The following is a 17,085-nucleotide window of genomic DNA, read 5'->3' as shown; positions in this document are numbered from 1 at the left end:
TCCCCGGCATGAGCTCGACGTACGGCCCGTTCACGGGGCCGCCGTGCCCGGTGTGCGGCCTGCCCAGTGCCGGCCCGGGCCCGGCGCCCTGCCCGTCCTGCGGCCTCCCGGCCGTCGGCGAGGCGGCCCGCGTGGTCGCCCGCATCGGCGCGACGATCGACGAGCTGGCCCGCGACCGGGAGCGACTGCTGGCCACGCTGCGGGCCGCCACCGCCCCGGCGACACTCCCGGCTCCCTCCCCCGTCCCGCCGCCGCCGTGGCCGGTCGCGCCCGCGCCGCCCGAGGCCGCCGAGCCGGTCCCCCCGGTGTCACCGCGCACCCCGGCCCGCCGGGTCAGCCCGCAGCAGGTGCTGCTCGGCCTCGGCGCGCTGCTGGTCGTCGCCGCCGCGATCGCCTTCGTCGCCGTGGCCTGGACCCGCCTCGGCCTGGTCTTCCAGGCGGCGGTGATGGGCACCGTCACGGCGACCGCCTGCGGCGTCTCGGCGTGGACGGCGCGGCGCGGGCTGCGGGCCACCGAGGAGACGCTGGCCGGGGCGGGGGCCGCGCTGCTGGCCGTCGACCTGGGCGCGGCGCACGCCCTCGGGCTGTGGGGCCTCGACGACGTCCCGCTGCGGCTGTGGACGGCGATCTCGTGCGGCACCGTCGTCGCCGTCGCGCTCCTCCTGGGCCGGCTGACCGGTAGCACCACCACGTGGCCGCTGGTCGCCCTGCTCGCCGCCCAGCCGGTGCCGGTGCTGCTCGTCCCCGAGGGCGCCACCGCGGCGACGCCGGCCGCTCTGCTCGGCACCGCGCTGCTCGACGTGGGGGTGCTCCTGCGGCTGCGGCCGGCGCTGGCGCCGGTCGCGCAGGTGCTGGCGGCGCTGGCCACGGTCGCCGCGGGGCTCGTCGGCACGGCCGTCGCCTGGACGGGGTCCGCGCTCGACGGGTGGCTCGCGACCGCGCTGCTCGCCGGGGCCGGGCCGGTTGGGCTGCAGCTGCGGCAGGACCCGCGGCTGGCGGCACGTCTGCCGCGCGCCGTGCTCGTGGCGGGGGCCGGGGCGGGGGTGACCGCGGTGGCGCTGGCCGGGTCGCTCGCGCGCAGCGGCGTCCCCGGGGCGGTCGCCGCCGCAGGGCTCGGCGTCGCGCTGCTCACCGCCTCCGTGCCCGCGGCGCGGCGACCGGTGCCCCTGGCCGCGCTGCTCGCGGGCGGCGGGGTCCTCGCCGTCCTCGGGAGCGTGCTGCTCGCGCTGGACGGCCGACTCGGCCTGTTCGGCCTCGTGGTGGCCGCGGCCGCCCTGCCGGCAGCGCTCGCCGCGGTGCGGGTGCCCGAGGTGCGCCGGGCCGCCCTGGTCACCGCGTTGCTGTGCCCGGTGGGAGGAGTGCTGCTCGCGCGCGAGGACGGCTGGCTGACCCCGGCCGCGGCCGGGTTGCTCGTGGTGCTGGTGGCCGTCGCCGGGTTCGCCGTCGCGACCGCCCGGGCGGGCACCGCGGAGGAGCCGGCGGCCGCGGGCACGGCGGCCCTGGTCGCGCTGGTCGCCGCGCTGTCGACGGCGGAGGTGGGCGCGTGGGGGCAGACCGCCCTGCACCTGGGTCTCGGCGGCGCCGCGGGCGGGGTCTACGCCCTCGTCAGCCGCCGGCGGGACGTGGCGGTGCTCGCCGTCGCCGACCTGGTCGTCGCCGGCTGGGTCGCCGCGGCCGGGGCCCGGGTCGAGACCCCGGAGGCCTACACGCTGCCCGCGGCGCTCGGGCTGCTGGTGGTCGCCCTGCCGCAGCTGCGGGCCCGGGGCCGGTCGTGGGCGGTGGAGGGGCCGGCGCTCGCCACCGCGCTGGTGCCCTCGGCGCTCGTCGCGGTCGCCGAGCCGTCGGTGGTGCGGCTGCTGCTCGTCGTGGTCGCCGCGGCGGCACTGACCGTGCTGGGCACGCTCGCCCACCGCCAGGCGCCGTTCGTCCTGGGCGCGGCGTCACTGGCCTTCGTCGTCCTGGGCCGGCTGGCGCCCTACGCCCCGCTCGCGCCGCGCTGGCTGTCGCTGGCCACCGTGGGGCTGGTCCTGCTGGTCCTCGGCGCGACCTACGAACGGCGCCGGCAGCAGGCCCGCGAGGCGGTGGCCTGGGTGACGCAGATGCGCTGACCGCCGGCGGGTGGGACCGCGCTCCCGGCCCTAGCGTGGACCCCGCCGCACGTGCACGGGAGGGGGACGGCCATGGGCTCCGCGCCGGTGCCACCGCTCCCCTACCGCGCACGACCGCCGTTGGTCTTCCTCGTGGTCGGAGCGGCCCTGTTGGTCAGCGGCGGGGGCACGGCGGCCGCGGTGTTCGGTCCCGGGCCGGCTCGCGTGCTGCTGCTCGGGCTGGCCGGGGCGGCGGCCGCCGCGTCGGCCTGGGGCTCGGTCCACCTGCTGCGCAGCACCGAGGAGGTGCTCGCCGTCGCCGCCGTCGTGCTGGCGGTCCTGGGGGCGAGTGCCGCGGGCGCTCCGGTGTTCAGCGGCTCCGTCGTCCCGCTCCTGGTGCTGGCCGGGGTCTTCCTCGCGCTCGCCTGGCTGCTGCGGCGTCCGGCGACCTGGCCCCTGGCCTCCTGGGCGGCCGTCCAGCTCGCCGTGCTGCGAGCGCTGCAGGACACGGAGTCGGAGTGGGCCCGCACCGCCGCGGCGCTGGGAGTGGCCCTGGGAGGACTTCTCGTCGTCCTCGGCGGACGGCGGCTGGTGGCCAGGATCGCGCTGGTCAGCACGGCGCCGTGGTGGGTCGCCGGCGTCTTCGGCGGGATCGTCACCGCCTGGAGCGGGTCGGCGGGGGAACGCTGGGGCGCCGCCGGGCTGACCGCTGCCGCCGCGGCGGCGCTGCTGGTCGCCCGTCTGGAACGGGACCTCGATCCCCTCCTGGGCCGGCCGGTCACCGTCCCGGTGCTGTCCGGGGTGGTGGTGGGCGCCGCGGTCGGCGGCCCGCTGGCCTTCCCCGGTCCCGCCGGGGTGATGCTGGCCGGCTACACCGGTGTGCTGGTGGCCTCGGTGGCCGCGGCGCTCCTGACCGGCTGGCCGCGCGGCGTGCTGTTGCCGCTGGCGGTCGCGATCGGCGGCACCCTGGTGCTGTTCAGCGTGGTGCAACTCATCGCCGGAGCCCGGTGGACGGAGCTGTCGCTGCTGCTCCTGCTCACCGCGGTGCCCAGCGCCCTGGTCGCGGTGCGGCGGCGGGACGAGCGGGCTGCCGCGGCCCCGACAACGGTCGGCTGCCTGGCCGGCGCCGCGGTCTTCGCGATCGCCGCCGGGGCGCTGAGCTCGGCGGCCGCGGCGGCGCTGCTGAGCGGGCTCTACGCCATCTCCCTCGTGGCCGGGTACTTCCTGGACACCGACTCCCGACAGGCGACCCTCGTCGCCGGCGCGGTCTGCGCGGCGGGCGCGGTCGTGCTGCTCGTCGGATCGCGCGACCGGGTCGTGCTCGCCGTCCTGCTGGCCGTGCAGGGCGTGCTCACCTGCGCCTGGGCCTGGCACGCGTGGCGGACGGCGGTGCCCCGTGTCGACCCGCCCGAGTCCTCGCGCGCCTGGCGCGCCGGGGCCGCGCAACTGGTGGTCGCGGCGTGGACGGCGGTGGCGCTGGCGGACGTGTCGGTGGTCGAGGCCTACACCCTGCCGCTGGCCGCGGGCCTGCTGCTCGCCGCCGGGCCGCGGCTGACCTCCGGGCCCTCCTGGCCGGTGTGGGGGCCGGCGCTGCTGACGGCCGCCGTCCCGTCGGTGGTGTGGTCGGCGGTCGTCCCGAACAACCCGCGGCCGGTGGCCGTGGTCGTCGTCGCGGCCCTGGTCATGCTCGGCGGTGTGCACCTCGGGGCACGGGCACCGCTCGTGGCCGGAGCCACCACCGAGCTGGCGATGGCCGGACTGCTCGGGCTCATCGCCCTGCCGTGGCCGGTGAGCGCCGCCCTCGTGGTGGGTGCGGCACTCGCCGCGCTCGGCGCCTGGCGCGAGTGGCTGCCGGTGGACGGGTGGACCCGTCGACTGGCGGAGATGCGCTGAGCCGGAGACGACGACGGCCCGCGTCCCGGACGGGGACGCGGGCCGAGGCGAGGGGCTGGAAGGCCCCCTTCCAGGGCTCCACCCTGAGCCTGCGAAGGGTGGGGAGGAAGGGGGTCCTCACACGCGGAAGCCGAGGGCGCGCAGCTGCTCGCGGCCGTCGTCGGTGATCTTGTCCGGGCCCCACGGCGGCATCCAGACCCAGTTGATCCGGACGTCGTCCACCAGGCCGGGACCGGGCCCGCCGGTGAGCGCCGAGCGCGCCTGGTCCTCGATGACGTCGGTCAGCGGACAGGCCGCCGAGGTCAGCGTCATGTCGATGACGGCGACGTCGTCCACCACGTCGATGCCGTAGACCAGGCCGAGGTCGACGACGTTGACGCCGAGCTCGGGGTCGACGACGTCGCGCATGGCCTCCTCGACGTCCTCGAGGAGCGCCGACTTGTACGGCGGCAGCTCGGCCGGCGACTCGACGGTCGCGGGCGTCGTGTTCTCGGTCGTCTCGCTCACGATTGACCTCCAGTCGGGGCGGCGGGCTGGGCGATGGACAGCGCCCGTGCGGATGCGTCCTTGAGCGCCATCCAGCTCATCAGCGCGCACTTGATGCGCGCCGGGTACTTGGACACCCCGGCGAACGCGACGGCGTCCTCGAGTTCGTCCTCGAGCTTCTCGGCGACCGCCGTGTCGCCCTTGCTCTGCATCAGCGTCATGAAGTGCTCGCCGGTCTCCAGCGCCTCGGGCACCGTCTTGCCGATGACCAGGTCGTACATGGCCGACACCGACGCCTGGCTGATCGAGCAGCCCATCCCCTCGTAGGAGACGTCGGCGAGCCGGTCGCCGTCCAGGTGCACCCGCAGGGTCACCTCGTCCCCGCAGGTCGGGTTGACGTGGTGCACCTCGGCCTCGAACGGCTCGCGCAGTCCGCGGCCGTGCGGGTTCCGGTAGTGGTCCAGGATGATCTCCTGGTACATCGACTGGAGCTGCATGCTCAGCCCTCCTCTACCGGGGCAACACCGAAGAACTGCTGCGCCTTCCGGATCCCGTCGGCCAGCGCGTCGATGTCGTCGTAGCCGGTGTGCACGTAGAACGTCGCGCGGGTCGTGGCCGGGACGCCGTAGCGCCGCACCACCGGCCACGCGCAGTGGTGGCCGACCCGCACCTCGACGCCGAGGTCGTCGAGGACCTGGCCGACGTCGTGCGGGTGGATGCCGTCGACGGTGAAGGAGATGGCGCCGCCGCGGGCGACGGTGTCGGGCGGGCCGACGACCGTGACGCCTGGGATCTCGGCCAGCTTCGCCAGCGCGTAGGCGGTGAGCGCCTCCTCGTGCGCGTGCACGTTCTGCATACCCAGCCGCTGCAGGTACTCGACGGCCGCGGCCAGGCCGATGACCTGGGCGGTCATCGGGACGCCGGCCTCGAAGCGCTGCGGCGGGGGCATGAAGGTGCTGCCCTCCATCCGCACGACCTCGATCATCGAGCCGCCGGTGAGGAAGGGCGGCAGCGCGTCGAGCACCTCGTAGCGGCCCCACAGGACGCCGACGCCCGTGGGCCCGAGCATCTTGTGCCCGGAGAAGACCAGGAAGTCCGCGCCGAGGGCGGCGACGTCGACCGGCTGGTGCGGCACCGACTGGGCGCCGTCGACCAGCACCAGGGCACCGACCTCGTGCGCCCGGGCGACGATCTCCTCCAGCGGGTTGATCGTGCCGAGGATGTTCGACTGCTGGGTGACCGCGACCAGCTTGGTGCGCTCGTTGACCACGGTGGCGAGGTCGGCGAGGTCCAGCCGGCCGTCGTCGGTCAGCCCGAGCCAGCGCAGGGTGGCGCCGGTGCGCTCGCACAGCTGCTGCCAGGGCACCAGGTTGGCGTGGTGCTCCATCTCGGTCACGACGATCTCGTCGCCCTGGCCGACGGCGTACCGGCGGAACTCGGGCTCCTTGGCCGTGGCCGCGTTGGACAGCGCGTAGGCGACCAGGTTGATCGCCTCGGTGCTGTTGCGGGTGAAGACGACCTCCTCGGCCGGCGCGCCGATGAACGCGCCGATCGTGGCCCGCGCCGCCTCGTAGCGGCCGGTCGCCTCCTCCGCCAGCTGGTGCGCGCCCCGGTGGGGGGCGGCGTTGCAGGTCTCGTAGAAGTCCCGCTCGGCGTCCAGGACGCTGCGCGGCTTCTGCGACGTGGCCCCCGAGTCCAGGTAGACCAGCCGCTTCCCGTCGCGGACGGTGCGCGACAGGATCGGGAAGTCCGCCCGGATCGCCTCGACGTCCAGAGGCAGGGGCGCCTTCTGCGCCCCGGTACCGGGACGCGAGACGGTCTGGGTCATGCGGTCGCGACCTCCGTCGAACCCTTGACGTACGCGGCGTAGCCCTCGTTCTCCAGCTTCTCCGCCAGCTCCGGACCGCCCTCCTCGACGATCTTGCCGTTGACGAAGACGTGCACGAAGTCGGGCTTGATGTAGCGCAGGATCCGCGTGTAGTGCGTGATCAGCAGGACGCCGACCTCGCCCTCCTCGCGGGTGCGGTTGACGCCCTCGGAGACGATCCGCAGCGCGTCGACGTCGAGGCCGGAGTCGGTCTCGTCGAGGATCGCGATCGCGGGCTTGAGCAGCCGCATCTGCAGGATCTCGTGGCGCTTCTTCTCGCCGCCGGAGAAGCCCTCGTTGACGTTGCGCTCGGCGAACGCCGGGTCCATCTCCAGGGCCGCCATCTCGGTCTTGACGTCCTTGACCCAGGTGCGCAGCTTGGGCGCCTCGCCCTTGACCGCGGTGGCGGCGGTGCGCAGGAAGTTCGACACCGAGACGCCGGGGACCTCGACCGGGTACTGCATGGCCAGGAACAGGCCGGCCCGGGCGCGCTCGTCGACGCTCATGGCGAGGACGTCCTCGCCGTCGAGGGTCACCGAACCACCGGTGATCGTGTACTTGGGGTGACCCGCGATCGAGTACGCCAGGGTCGACTTGCCCGACCCGTTCGGCCCCATGATCGCGTGCGTCTCACCGGAGCGGACGGTCAGGTCGACGCCGCGGAGGATCTCCTTGGCGTCGTCCCCCTCGCCCACGGTGACGTGCAGGTCGCGGATCTCCAGCACGGACACTCTTCTTCTCGCTCCTCAGTTGCGGGCCGCGGGGACCTCGGCGTCGACGTCGACCAGGACGTCGTCGCCGTCGACCCGGACCGGGTAGACGGGCACCGGCTCGGTGGCCGGCAGGTTGGTGGGCTCACCGGTGCGCAGGTCGAAGCACGACCCGTGCAGGTAGCACTCGATGGTGGGGGCGCCGTCGAACTCCTCGACGTCGCCGTCGGACAGCGGGACCTCGGCGTGCGAGCAGAGGTCCTCGATCGCGTAGACCTCGCCCTCGAACCGGACGACGGCGACGTCGACGTCCGCGAGCTCGACCCGCAGCGAGCCGTTCTCGGGGACCTCCGACAGCGCGCAGACCCGCTCGAAACTCACGCCTGGACCTCCACCGGCTGGTCGTCCAGCCCGGGGAGGGCGCCGAGGCGGGCCTCGATGGAGCCCATCAGGCGGTCCTGCAGCTCGGGCAGGCCGATGTGCTGGACGACGTCGGCGAAGAAGCCGCGGACGACCAGGCGACGCGCGGTCTCGGCGTCGATCCCGCGCGAGCAGAGGTAGAACAGCTGCTCGTCGTCGAACCGGCCGGTGGCGCTGGCGTGCCCGGCGCCGACGATCTCGCCGGTCTCGATCTCCAGGTTCGGCACCGAGTCGGCGCGGGCGCCGTCGGTGAGCACCAGGTTGCGGTTGAGCTCGTAGGTGTCGGTGCCGGTGGCCGCCGGGCGGATCCGGACGTCGCCGATCCACACCGTGCGCGCCTTCTCGCCCTGCAGCGCGCCCTTGTAGAGCACGTTGCTGGTGCAGTTCGGAACGGCGTGGTCGACCCAGAGCCGGTGCTCCTGGTGCTGGGTCTCGTCGGCGAAGTAGACGCCGAACAGCTCCGCCGTCCCGCCGGGGCCGGCGTACTGCACGTTGCTCACCAGCCGGACCAGGTCCCCGCCGAGGGTGACCACGACCTGCTTGAACGTGGCGTCGCGGCCGACGACGGCGTCGAACTGGCCCCCGTGGACGGCGCCGGGCGCCCAGTCCTGCACGGAGACGACGGTGACCTGCGCGCCGTCCCCGACGAGGACGGCGACGCCGCCGGAGTACCGGGCCAGGCCGGCGTGGTCGAGGACGACGGTCGCCTTCGCGAACGCGCCGACCTCGACGACCAGCTGGCCCCACACGACCTCGTCGGCGCCGGTGCCCGACAGCCGCAGGGTGACCGGGCGGTCGAGCTGGGCCTCGGCCGGCACGCGGACGACGGCGGCGCCGCCGCTGCGCTGCCGGGTGAGGGCGGCCAGCCGGTCGACCGGCTCGGGCAGCCCCTTGATCAGCGGGTCGTCGGCCTCGACGCGGGTGAGCTCGACGCCCTCCGGCAGGTCGGTGTCCCACTGCAGGTGCGCGTCGGACGGACCACCCTGCAGCAGCGGGCGGATCCGGCGCATCGGGGTGAAGCGCCAGTCCTCCTCGCGGCCGGTCGGCTCGCCGAAGGCCTCGGGGTCGGTCGAGGTGAACCGCTCCGCCGGGGAGCCGGTCGGGGCGGGGCCGCCGTGCGAGTGCGCCCCCGGGGTGGCGCGGCCGGCGGTGGCCGTCTCCGAGGCCGGGGTGGTCGGCGGGCCGGCCTGCGCACCCACGCCGGGGGCGAACAGCTCGCCGGCGAGGGTGGCGGGCGCGACCGCGACGTCCTCGGTGGTGCTGGGGGTGTTCTGGTCCGGCATCAGCCGACGGCACCTTCCATCTGCAGCTCGATCAGGCGGTTCAGCTCGAGGGCGTACTCCATGGGCAGCTCGCGGGCGATCGGCTCCACGAAGCCGCGGACCACCATCGCCATCGCCTCGTCCTCGGACAGACCCCGGCTCATCAGGTAGAAGAGCTGGTCGTCGCTGACCCGGGAGACGGTCGCCTCGTGGCCCATCGCGACGTCGTCCTCGCGGACGTCGACGTAGGGGTAGGTGTCCGACCGGCTGATCGTGTCGACCAGCAGCGCGTCGCACTTCACCGTCGACTTCGAGCCGTGCGCGCCCTCGTCGATCTGGACCAGGCCGCGGTAGGAGGTGCGCCCGCCGCCACGGGCCACCGACTTCGACACGATCGTCGAGGAGGTGTTGGGCGCGGCGTGCACCATCTTCGCGCCGGCGTCCTGGTGCTGCCCCTCGCCGGCGAAGGCGATGGAGAGCACTTCGCCCTTGGCGTGCTCGCCGGTCATCCAGACCGCGGGGTACTTCATGGTGACCTTGGAGCCGAGGTTGCCGTCGACCCACTCCATGGTCGCGCCCTCGTGGGCGATCGCCCGCTTGGTGACCAGGTTGTAGACGTTGTTCGACCAGTTCTGGATGGTTGTGTACCGGCAGCGCGCGTTCTTCTTGACGATGATCTCGACGACCGCGGAGTGCAGCGAGTCCGACTTGTAGATCGGCGCGGTGCAGCCCTCGACGTAGTGCACGTAGGCGCCCTCGTCGACGATGATCAGCGTCCGCTCGAACTGGCCCATGTTCTCGGTGTTGATCCGGAAGTAGGCCTGCAGCGGGATCTCCACGTGCACGCCCTTCGGCACGTAGATGAAGGAGCCACCCGACCACACCGCGGTGTTCAGCGCGGCGAACTTGTTGTCGCCGGACGGGATCACCGAGCCGAAGTACTCCTTGAAGATGTCCTCGTGCTCCCTGAGCGCGGTGTCGGTGTCCAGGAAGACGACACCCTGCTCCTCGAGGTCCTCACGGATCTTGTGGTAGACGACCTCGGACTCGTACTGGGCGGCGACACCCGCGACCAGGCGCTGCTTCTCCGCCTCCGGGATGCCCAGCCGGTCGTAGGTGTTCTTGATGTCCTCGGGCAGCTCCTCCCACGAGGTCGCCTGGGCCTCGGTGGAGCGCACGAAGTACTTGATGTTCTGGAAGTCGATCCCGGACAGGTCCGAGCCCCAGTCGGGCATCGGCTTCCGGTCGAACAGCTTGAGGGCCTTGAGCCGCCGCTCGAGCATCCACTCGGGCTCGTTCTTGCGCCGCGAGATGTCCCGGACGACCTCCTCGTCCAGGCCGCGACGGGCCGACGCCCCGGCGACGTCGGCGTCAGCCCAGCCGTACTGGTAGCGGCCGAGCTGCTCGATCTGCTCGTCCTGCGTCAGCGGCGTGCTGGTCACCGGCTGCTGGGTGCTGGTCATGCGGGCGTCCTCTCCCGGGTCTTCGTCAGGGTGGAGCTGGTGGACGGTGCGGTGCGCTGGGTGGCCGGATCCGGCCGCGCTCCCCGCTCACCTGGTACAGGGCGCACGGAGGTCGATCTGTTCCCCGCGCGAGTGTGAGCGACGCCCCCGGACCGGACCGGACCGGGGATGTGGGTCGTGCAGACGCCGTCGCCGTGGGCGATCGTCGCCAAGCGCTGTACGTGCGTACCCACCAGGCGGCCGATCACTGCCGTCTCGGCCTCGCACAGTTGCGGGAACTCCGCCGCCACGTGCGCCACCGGGCAGTGGTGCTGGCAGAGCTGCCCGCCGCTGGAGATCGCCGAGGCCGAGGCAGCGTAGCCCTCGGCCGTCAGCGCCTCGGCGAGCACCTGGGCGCGGTCGACGGGGGCGCCCGATCCGGCAGCCTGCTCGACCGCGGTCGAGCAGCGCCGCTCGAGGCCGGACAGCTGCTGCTCGGCCACCGCCCGGACGGCCTCGGGGCCGCCCTGCGCGGCGACGAACCGCAGCGCGGTGAGCGCGAGGTCGTCGTAGGCGTGCGGGAAGTCCGCGCGGCCGGCGTCGGTCAGGTGGAACAGCCGGGCCGGACGGCCGCGGCCGCGCGGAGCGCCCGTCGCGTGCCGCTCCTCGGCCCGGCCGGCGGCCACCAGGGCGTCGAGGTGCCGGCGGACGGCGGTCGGCGAGACCCCCAGCCGGCCGGCGAGTTCCGTCGCCGTCTGCGGGCCGTTCTCGAGCAGCAGCGCGGTGACGCGGTGGCGTGTGCGCCGGTCGTCGACGACCGTCGACGACCGGGACGAGCCCCTGTCCGCCTGCAGCCGGTCGGTTTCCACAACACAAGTGTTGCCTATTTCCGCGCGCCTGCAAGCAAGGCTGACCTAACTCCCGACGCGCACGGGACCTGCGGCGATGGCCGGACGCGGGACCTGGGGGCGATCTGTGACCAGGACCTCACCTGCCCGTGCCCACCGAGTCCCCCGTCGGCCCGGGGGCAGCCGCCGCGGCAGCGCCTAGCATCGGGACGTGCCGGTCTCCCCTGCCGTCGTCTCGCGGATCGCCCTCGCCAACGCCGTCGCCAACGGCGCCATCGTGCTCACCGGCGGAGCGGTCCGGCTGACCGGCTCGGGGCTGGGCTGCCCGACCTGGCCGCGCTGCACCGACGCGAGCTTCGTGGCCACCCCCGAGCTCGCCGGGCACGGCGTCATCGAGTTCGGCAACCGGCTGCTGACCTTCGTCCTGGCCGCGGTCGCGATCGCCACCGTGGTCGCGGTGTTCCGCTCGGCGCGGCGGGACCTGCGCGGTCTCGCCGTCCTCTCCTTCCTCGGCATCCCGGCACAGGCGCTGCTCGGCGGTGTCACCGTGCTGACCGGGCTGAACCCGTGGACGGTGGCGGCGCACTTCCTGCTCTCGTCGGTCCTGGTGGCCCTGACGACGGTGCTGTGGCTGCGCTCCCGCGAGCCGGGGGTCGGCCAGCCGCTGGTGCGCCGTCCGTTCGCGCTGCTGGTCACCGGCATCGGCGTGGCCACGGCCGCCGTCCTGGTGCTGGGGACCGTGGTGACCGGCAGCGGCCCGCACAGCGGCGACCCCGAGGCCGGCCGCACGGGCTTCGACCCCGAGCTGGTCAGCCAGCTGCACGCCGACGTCGTCTTCCTGCTGCTCGGCCTGACCGTGGCGCTCCTGGTCGCGCTGTACGCCACCGACTCCCCCGGCCGCGTGAAGCGGGCCGCCCGCGACCTGCTGGTGGTGCAGCTGCTGCAGGGCGTCGTCGGCTACGTCCAGTACTTCACCCACCTGCCGGTGGTCCTGGTGCTGCTGCACATGCTGGGCGCGGTGCTGGTCACGGCGTTCACCGCCCGGCTGGTCTGGTCGGTGCGCGGCCCGGCGTCCGAGCTGCCGCTGGAGCAGTCCGCGGTGCCGGCGTCCGCCGCTCGCTGAGCGAGTCCCCCAGCACCGCGGTCGCAGCCGGGCAGTCGGGCGAGCACCTCCCCAGAGGCGCCGAGTGGCGGGTCCCCGTGGTCTCGCGCGCAGGGAGACCACGGCGACCCGCCACTCGAGGGGCGGACGGCCGAGCGGCCGGTCAGACCAGGACGTCGACGATAATCGCGACCGACAGCAGCGTCATGTACGAGATCGAGATGTGGAACAGCTTCATCGGCCGGGTCGCGGCGCCGGACGTGATGCGACGCAGCAGCCGGTGCGCCTCGAAGGCGAACCACAGGCCCAGGCCCGCGGCGGCCGCGGTGTAGATCCAGCCGATCCCGGTCGCCGCACCCACCGGCCACAGCAGCAGCGAGACGGCGACGGTCAGCCAGGTCCAGACGACGGTCTGCCGGCCCACCGACAGCGGGGTGGCCACCACCGGCAGCATCGGGACCTCGGCGCGGGCGTAGTCGGACCGGAAGCGCATCGCCAGCGCCCAGAAGTGCGGCAGCTGCCAGCAGAAGACGACGCCGAAGAAGACCACCGCCGGCCAGGCCAGCGACCCGGTCACCGCGGCCCACCCGATGAGCACCGGCGCCGCACCGGGCACGCCGCCGAACAGCGTCGAGTGCCGGGTGTGCCGCTTGAGCACCATCGTGTAGACGACCGCGTAGTAGACGATCGCGCCCAGCGCCAGCACGGCGGCCAGCGGCGTGGTCGTGGCCGCCAGCAGCGCGACCGACAGCACGGTCAGGACCAGCCCGAAGACCAGCGCCCCGCGCGGGCTCACCTCGCCCATCGGCAGCGGCCGGCGCTCGGTGCGGTGCATGAGCCGGTCGATGTCGCGGTCGTACCAGCAGTTGAAGACGTTGGCCGCGCCGGCGGCGAGGGTGCCGCCGACCATCGTGGCCAGCAGCAGCCGCCAGGTCGGCCAGCCGTGCGCGGCGAGCATCATCGCCGGCACCGTCGTCACCAGCAGCAGCTCGATGATCCGCGGCTTGGTCAGGGCGACGTAGGCCTTGAGCGTGGTCGAGAAGCGGCGGGCCTGGACGGCCGGCCGCTCGGAGAGCGCCGTCACCGCGAGGCTCCGGTCGTGCGGAGGCGTGGGCAGGGCACCACCGGGCACCAGGACAGCACGGGGTCCCTTCCGAGCGGGGACAGCAGAACGGGTCAACTGTAGCCCGGGCCCCCTCCGCCGGCCGGTGGGCATGACCAGGGTCTCCTTCCTGAGCGAGCCGACTAGGGTCGATCACGTTGGTGCTGCGCACGCAGCGGGTAGGGCGGACGTCGATGACGACGGTGCGTCCAGGTCCAGCGCGTCGATCCGATGCGCGCGAGGCCGGTCGCTGGAGCCGCGCACCGTCGTCCGCCCGCGGCCGGTCGGTCCACACCGTCCCGGGCGGTCCCGCAACCGGTCGACCCCCGAGGAGCACGCGAGACATGGGAACCCAGAGCACCGAGTCCGAGGCCCCGGCCGAGGCCGCGACCGACACCCCGACCGGCAGCCCGTCCCAGCCGAGACCGACCCTGCCGGAGGGCTTCGGGGACCTCGACCGCCGCGCGATCGACACCGTGCGCGTCCTGGCGATGGACGCCGTCCAGAAGGTCGGCAACGGCCACCCGGGGACGGCGATGAGCATGGCCCCGACCGCCTACCTGCTGTTCCACAAGTGGCTGCGGCACGACCCCACCGACCCGAACTGGGTCGCCCGCGACCGCTTCGTGCTGTCGATGGGCCACTCCAGCCTGACGCTGTACATCCAGCTGTTCCTCTCGGGCTACGGCCTGGAGCTGGCCGACCTGGAGGCGCTGCGCACCTGGGGCTCGAAGACCCCGGGCCACCCCGAGGTCAACCACACCCCCGGCGTGGAGACGACCACCGGCCCGCTGGGCCAGGGTGTCGGCAACGCGGTGGGCATGGCGATGGCCGCCCGGCGCGAGCGCGGCCTGCTCGACCCCGACGCCCCCGAGGGCGAGAGCCTCTTCGACCACACCATCTGGTGCTTCGCCTCCGACGGCGACATGGAGGAGGGCGTCAGCGGCGAGGCGTCGTCGCTGGCCGGCACCCAGCAGCTGGGCAACCTGGTCCTGGTCTACGACGACAACCGCATCTCCATCGAGGACGACACGAACGTCGCCTTCACCGAGGACGTCGGCAAGCGCTACGAGGCCTACGGCTGGCACGTCCAGCACGTCGACGACGGCGAGGACCTCGCGGCGATCGACGCCGCGTTCGCCGCCGCCAAGGCCGAGACCGGCCGACCCTCGCTCGTCGTGCTGCGGACCATCATCGCCTGGCCCGCGCCGAACAAGCAGAACACCGGCGCCTCCCACGGCTCGGCGCTCGGCGCCGACGAGGTCGCCGCGACCAAGCGGATCCTCGGCTTCGACCCGGAGAAGACCTTCGAGGTCGACTCGCAGGTCCTCGAGCACGCCCGGTCGGTCGTCGAGGAGGGCCGCAAGGAGCACGCCGCGTGGCAGGAGCGCTTCGACGCCTGGAGGGAGCAGAACCCGGAACGGGCCGCGCTGCTGGAGCGGATGACCACGCGCACCCTGCCCGAGGGCTTCGCCGCCGACCTGCCGAGCTGGGACGCCGACCCCAAGGGCGTGGCCACCCGCAAGGCCTCCGGCGAGGTGCTGGCCAAGCTCTACCCGGTGCTCCCGGAGCTGTGGGGCGGCTCGGCCGACCTGGCGGAGAGCAACAACACCGCGGTCAAGGGCGAACCGTCGTTCCTCCCGGCCGACCGGCAGACGAAGATGTGGTCCGGCGGCCCCTACGGCCGCACGCTGCACTTCGGCGTCCGGGAGCACGCGATGGGCGCCGTCATGAACGGCATCGCCCTGCACGGCGGGACCCGCGTCTACGGCGGCACGTTCCTCACCTTCTCCGACTACATGCGCGGCGCGGTCCGGCTGGCCGCGCTCATGCAGCTGCCGGTCATCTACGTGTGGACCCACGACTCGATCGGCCTGGGCGAGGACGGACCGACCCACCAGCCGATCGAGCACTTCGCCGCGCTGCGCGCCATGCCGGGCCTGGACGTCGTCCGGCCCGCGGACGCCAACGAGGTCGCCGTCGCCTGGCGGACGATCCTGGAGCACAACGACCGGCCGGCCGGCCTGCTGCTGTCCCGGCAGAACCTGCCCGTCTTCGACCGGACGGCGTTCGCCTCCGCCGAGGGCGTGGCCCGGGGGGCCTACGTCCTGGCCGACGCCTCCGACGGGGAGCCGCAGGTGATCCTGCTCGGCACCGGCTCCGAGGTGCAGATCGCCGTGGCCGCCCGCGAGCGGCTGGAGGCCGAGGGTGTGCCGACCCGGGTGGTCTCGGTGCCCTGCGTCGAGTGGTTCGCCGACCAGGACCAGGCGTACAAGGACGAGGTGCTCCCGCCGTCGGTCCGCGCCCGGGTCAGCGTCGAGGCGGGCGTGCCGATGGGCTGGCGCGAGTTCGTCGGGGACGCCGGCCGGATCGTCGGCCTCACCCACTACGGGGCCAGCGCCGCCTACTCCGTGCTCTACGAGGAGTTCGGCCTGACCGACGAGGCGGTGGTCACCGCCGCGCGCGAGAGCATCGAGGCGGCCAGGTCGGGCGCCGCCGTCCCGGCCGGTCCCGTGCCGGCCACGGGCGGTCTCCCCCACCCCACCGGCGACCGCTGAACCACCCACCGAAACGCCCGGAAGGGGCCTGAAGATGGCACAGAACGAGAAGCTGGCCGAGCTGTCGGCGGCCGGGGTCGCCGTGTGGCTCGACGACCTGTCCCGCGACCGCATCCGCAGCGGCAACCTCCAGTCGCTGGTCGACGAGTACTGCGTCGTCGGCGTGACGACCAACCCGACCATCTTCGCCGCGGCGATCAGCGGGTCGGAGTCCTACGACGACCAGCTGCACGCCCTCGCCGTCCGCCAGGTGAGCGTCGGGGAGGCGCTGCGCACCATCACCGCCGCCGACGTGCGGGACGCCTGCGACCTGCTGGCGCCGGTGGCCCAGCGGCAGCCCGGCGACGGCCGCGTCTCCCTGGAGGTCGCGCCGGGCCTGGCGCACGACACCGACGCGACGGCCGCCGAGGCCGCGCACCTGTGGTGGCTGGTCGACCGGCCCAACCTGTACATCAAGATCCCCGCGACCGAGGCCGGCCTGCCGGCCATCACGACGTCCATCAGCCGCGGCATCAGCGTCAACGTCACCCTGATCTTCAGCCTCGAGCGGTACCGGGCGGTCATGGACGCCTACCTCTCCGGGCTGGAGAAGCGGGTGGCCGAGGGCGGCTCGCTCGACGGCATCGCCTCGGTGGCGTCGTTCTTCGTGTCCCGCGTGGACAGCGAGATCGACAAGCGGCTGGACAAGGCGGGGGCGGACGCCTCGCTCAAGGGCAAGGCGGCGCTGGCCAACGCGCAGCTGGCGTACCAGGCCTACGAGGAGGTCTTCTCCTCCGACCGCTGGAAGGCGCTGGAGTCCCAGGGCGCCCGCCCCCAGCGGCCGCTGTGGGCCTCGACCGGGGTGAAGAACCCCGAGTACCCCGACACGATGTACGTGAGCGAGCTGATCGCCCCCGGCACGGTCAACACGATGCCGGAGAAGACGCTCATGGCCTACGCCGACCACGGCAGCGCCGGCACGCCCGTGCAGAAGACCTACGAGGACGCCGCGGCGACGATGAAGGCGATCGCCGACGCCGGCGTCGACCTCGACGACGTCTTCCGGGTGCTCGAGGACGAGGGTGTGCAGAAGTTCGTCGACTCCTGGGACGAGCTCACCGAGTCGGTGCGCACCCAGCTCCAGGACAAGGCGTGACGCCCGCTCCCTCCCCCGCCGGGGGCGACGCCCCCCATCTCATCCGGTCCCGGCCGGCCGGGGACGCCGTCCCCGGCCGGCCGGTCCGGCTGCCCGGTGCGCTGCCTCGCGCCGCCAGGCCGGTGGAGTAGACCTGTACCGCCCCACCGTCCGGTCCACCGCCGCGCCGGACG

At 74.0% G+C, this 17,085-nt stretch carries 14 protein-coding genes; 5 read left to right on the top strand and 9 right to left on the bottom strand.

The window, feature by feature from the left end; genetic code table 11:
- The first annotated feature begins 8 nt into the window (after positions 1-8).
- Both ACI79D_RS05380 and ACI79D_RS05375 read left to right on the top strand, forming a co-directional pair.
- The gene (locus ACI79D_RS05380) at positions 9-2,108 is read left to right on the top strand and encodes an SCO7613 C-terminal domain-containing membrane protein (protein WP_456917289.1); all 2,100 of its coding nucleotides are present in this window, start codon (positions 9-11) and stop codon (positions 2,106-2,108) included.
- 72 nt (positions 2,109-2,180) lie between these two features.
- Positions 2,181-3,980, top strand: coding sequence for an SCO7613 C-terminal domain-containing membrane protein (locus tag ACI79D_RS05375; RefSeq protein WP_456917288.1), 1,800 nt, complete (start codon positions 2,181-2,183; stop codon positions 3,978-3,980).
- Between the two features lie 117 nt (positions 3,981-4,097).
- Here ACI79D_RS05375 and ACI79D_RS05370 read toward each other — a convergent pair whose 3' ends face one another.
- Genes ACI79D_RS05370 through ACI79D_RS05335 form a run of 8 tightly spaced genes read right to left on the bottom strand, consistent with a single transcriptional unit; the run spans position 4,098 to position 11,036 of the window.
- Positions 4,098-4,487, bottom strand: coding sequence for a metal-sulfur cluster assembly factor (locus tag ACI79D_RS05370; RefSeq protein ID WP_456917287.1), 390 nt, complete (start codon positions 4,485-4,487; stop codon positions 4,098-4,100).
- The gene (sufU, locus tag ACI79D_RS05365; RefSeq protein WP_456917286.1) at positions 4,484-4,963 is read right to left on the bottom strand and encodes a Fe-S cluster assembly sulfur transfer protein SufU; all 480 of its coding nucleotides are present in this window, start codon (positions 4,961-4,963) and stop codon (positions 4,484-4,486) included. Before sufU ends, ACI79D_RS05370 begins: the two co-directional genes overlap by 4 nt.
- Positions 4,964-4,965: 2 nt before the next feature.
- Positions 4,966-6,294 carry a cysteine desulfurase gene (locus ACI79D_RS05360; RefSeq protein WP_456917285.1) on the bottom strand — a complete coding sequence of 443 codons (1,329 nt, stop codon included), beginning with the start codon at positions 6,292-6,294 and terminating at the stop codon, positions 4,966-4,968.
- Entirely contained in the window at positions 6,291-7,064 is a 774-nt protein-coding gene (sufC, locus tag ACI79D_RS05355) for a Fe-S cluster assembly ATPase SufC (RefSeq protein WP_456917284.1), read from the bottom strand. The genes ACI79D_RS05360 and sufC overlap by 4 nt, the downstream gene beginning before the upstream one ends.
- 15 nt (positions 7,065-7,079) lie before the next feature.
- Complete coding sequence (locus tag ACI79D_RS05350; protein ID WP_456917283.1) at positions 7,080-7,424, bottom strand: non-heme iron oxygenase ferredoxin subunit; 345 nt, start codon at positions 7,422-7,424, stop codon at positions 7,080-7,082.
- On the bottom strand, positions 7,421-8,746 hold the full coding sequence (gene sufD / locus ACI79D_RS05345) for a Fe-S cluster assembly protein SufD (RefSeq protein WP_456917282.1): 1,326 nt from the start codon (positions 8,744-8,746) through the stop codon (positions 7,421-7,423). The genes ACI79D_RS05350 and sufD overlap by 4 nt, the downstream gene beginning before the upstream one ends.
- Entirely contained in the window at positions 8,746-10,188 is a 1,443-nt protein-coding gene (gene sufB / locus ACI79D_RS05340) for a Fe-S cluster assembly protein SufB (protein WP_456917281.1), read from the bottom strand. Before sufB ends, sufD begins: the two co-directional genes overlap by 1 nt.
- Positions 10,185-11,036, bottom strand: coding sequence for a helix-turn-helix transcriptional regulator (locus ACI79D_RS05335; RefSeq protein ID WP_456917280.1), 852 nt, complete (start codon positions 11,034-11,036; stop codon positions 10,185-10,187). Before ACI79D_RS05335 ends, sufB begins: the two co-directional genes overlap by 4 nt.
- Before the next feature lie 190 nt (positions 11,037-11,226).
- Between ACI79D_RS05335 and ACI79D_RS05330 the strand changes: the two genes are divergently transcribed.
- Entirely contained in the window at positions 11,227-12,138 is a 912-nt protein-coding gene (locus ACI79D_RS05330; protein ID WP_456917279.1) for a COX15/CtaA family protein, read from the top strand.
- A 142-nt stretch (positions 12,139-12,280) separates the two neighbouring features.
- Here ACI79D_RS05330 and ACI79D_RS05325 read toward each other — a convergent pair whose 3' ends face one another.
- Complete coding sequence (locus ACI79D_RS05325) at positions 12,281-13,201, bottom strand: heme o synthase (RefSeq protein ID WP_456917278.1); 921 nt, start codon at positions 13,199-13,201, stop codon at positions 12,281-12,283.
- A 362-nt stretch (positions 13,202-13,563) separates the two neighbouring features.
- Here ACI79D_RS05325 and tkt point away from each other — a divergent pair, with 362 nt between their 5' ends.
- Together tkt and tal are read left to right on the top strand one after the other, a co-directional pair.
- Complete coding sequence (tkt, locus tag ACI79D_RS05320) at positions 13,564-15,777, top strand: transketolase (protein WP_456917277.1); 2,214 nt, start codon at positions 13,564-13,566, stop codon at positions 15,775-15,777.
- 34 nt (positions 15,778-15,811) lie between these two features.
- A complete protein-coding gene (gene tal / locus ACI79D_RS05315) occupies positions 15,812-16,912 on the top strand; it encodes a transaldolase (RefSeq protein ID WP_456917276.1) in 1,101 nt (366 codons plus the stop codon).
- Positions 16,913-17,085: the final 173 nt, after the last annotated feature.

It is taken from the genome of Geodermatophilus sp. SYSU D00708 (genome assembly GCF_054050115.1).
This window is presented reverse-complemented; position numbering and strand designations above follow the sequence as displayed.

What these genes read in the sequence shown, in the direction of transcription:
- ACI79D_RS05380 (WP_456917289.1), top strand. Translation starts at nt 9, where the DNA reads ATGAGCTCGACGTACGGCCCGTTCACGGGGCCGCCGTGCCCGGTGTGC.
- ACI79D_RS05375 (WP_456917288.1), top strand. Translation starts at nt 2,181, where the DNA reads ATGGGCTCCGCGCCGGTGCCACCGCTCCCCTACCGCGCACGACCGCCG.
- sufU (WP_456917286.1), bottom strand. Translation starts at nt 4,963, where the DNA reads ATGCAGCTCCAGTCGATGTACCAGGAGATCATCCTGGACCACTACCGG.
- ACI79D_RS05360 (WP_456917285.1), bottom strand. Translation starts at nt 6,294, where the DNA reads ATGACCCAGACCGTCTCGCGTCCCGGTACCGGGGCGCAGAAGGCGCCC.
- sufD (WP_456917282.1), bottom strand. Translation starts at nt 8,746, where the DNA reads ATGCCGGACCAGAACACCCCCAGCACCACCGAGGACGTCGCGGTCGCG.
- sufB (WP_456917281.1), bottom strand. Translation starts at nt 10,188, where the DNA reads ATGACCAGCACCCAGCAGCCGGTGACCAGCACGCCGCTGACGCAGGAC.
- tkt (WP_456917277.1), top strand. Translation starts at nt 13,564, where the DNA reads ATGGGAACCCAGAGCACCGAGTCCGAGGCCCCGGCCGAGGCCGCGACC.
- tal (WP_456917276.1), top strand. Translation starts at nt 15,812, where the DNA reads ATGGCACAGAACGAGAAGCTGGCCGAGCTGTCGGCGGCCGGGGTCGCC.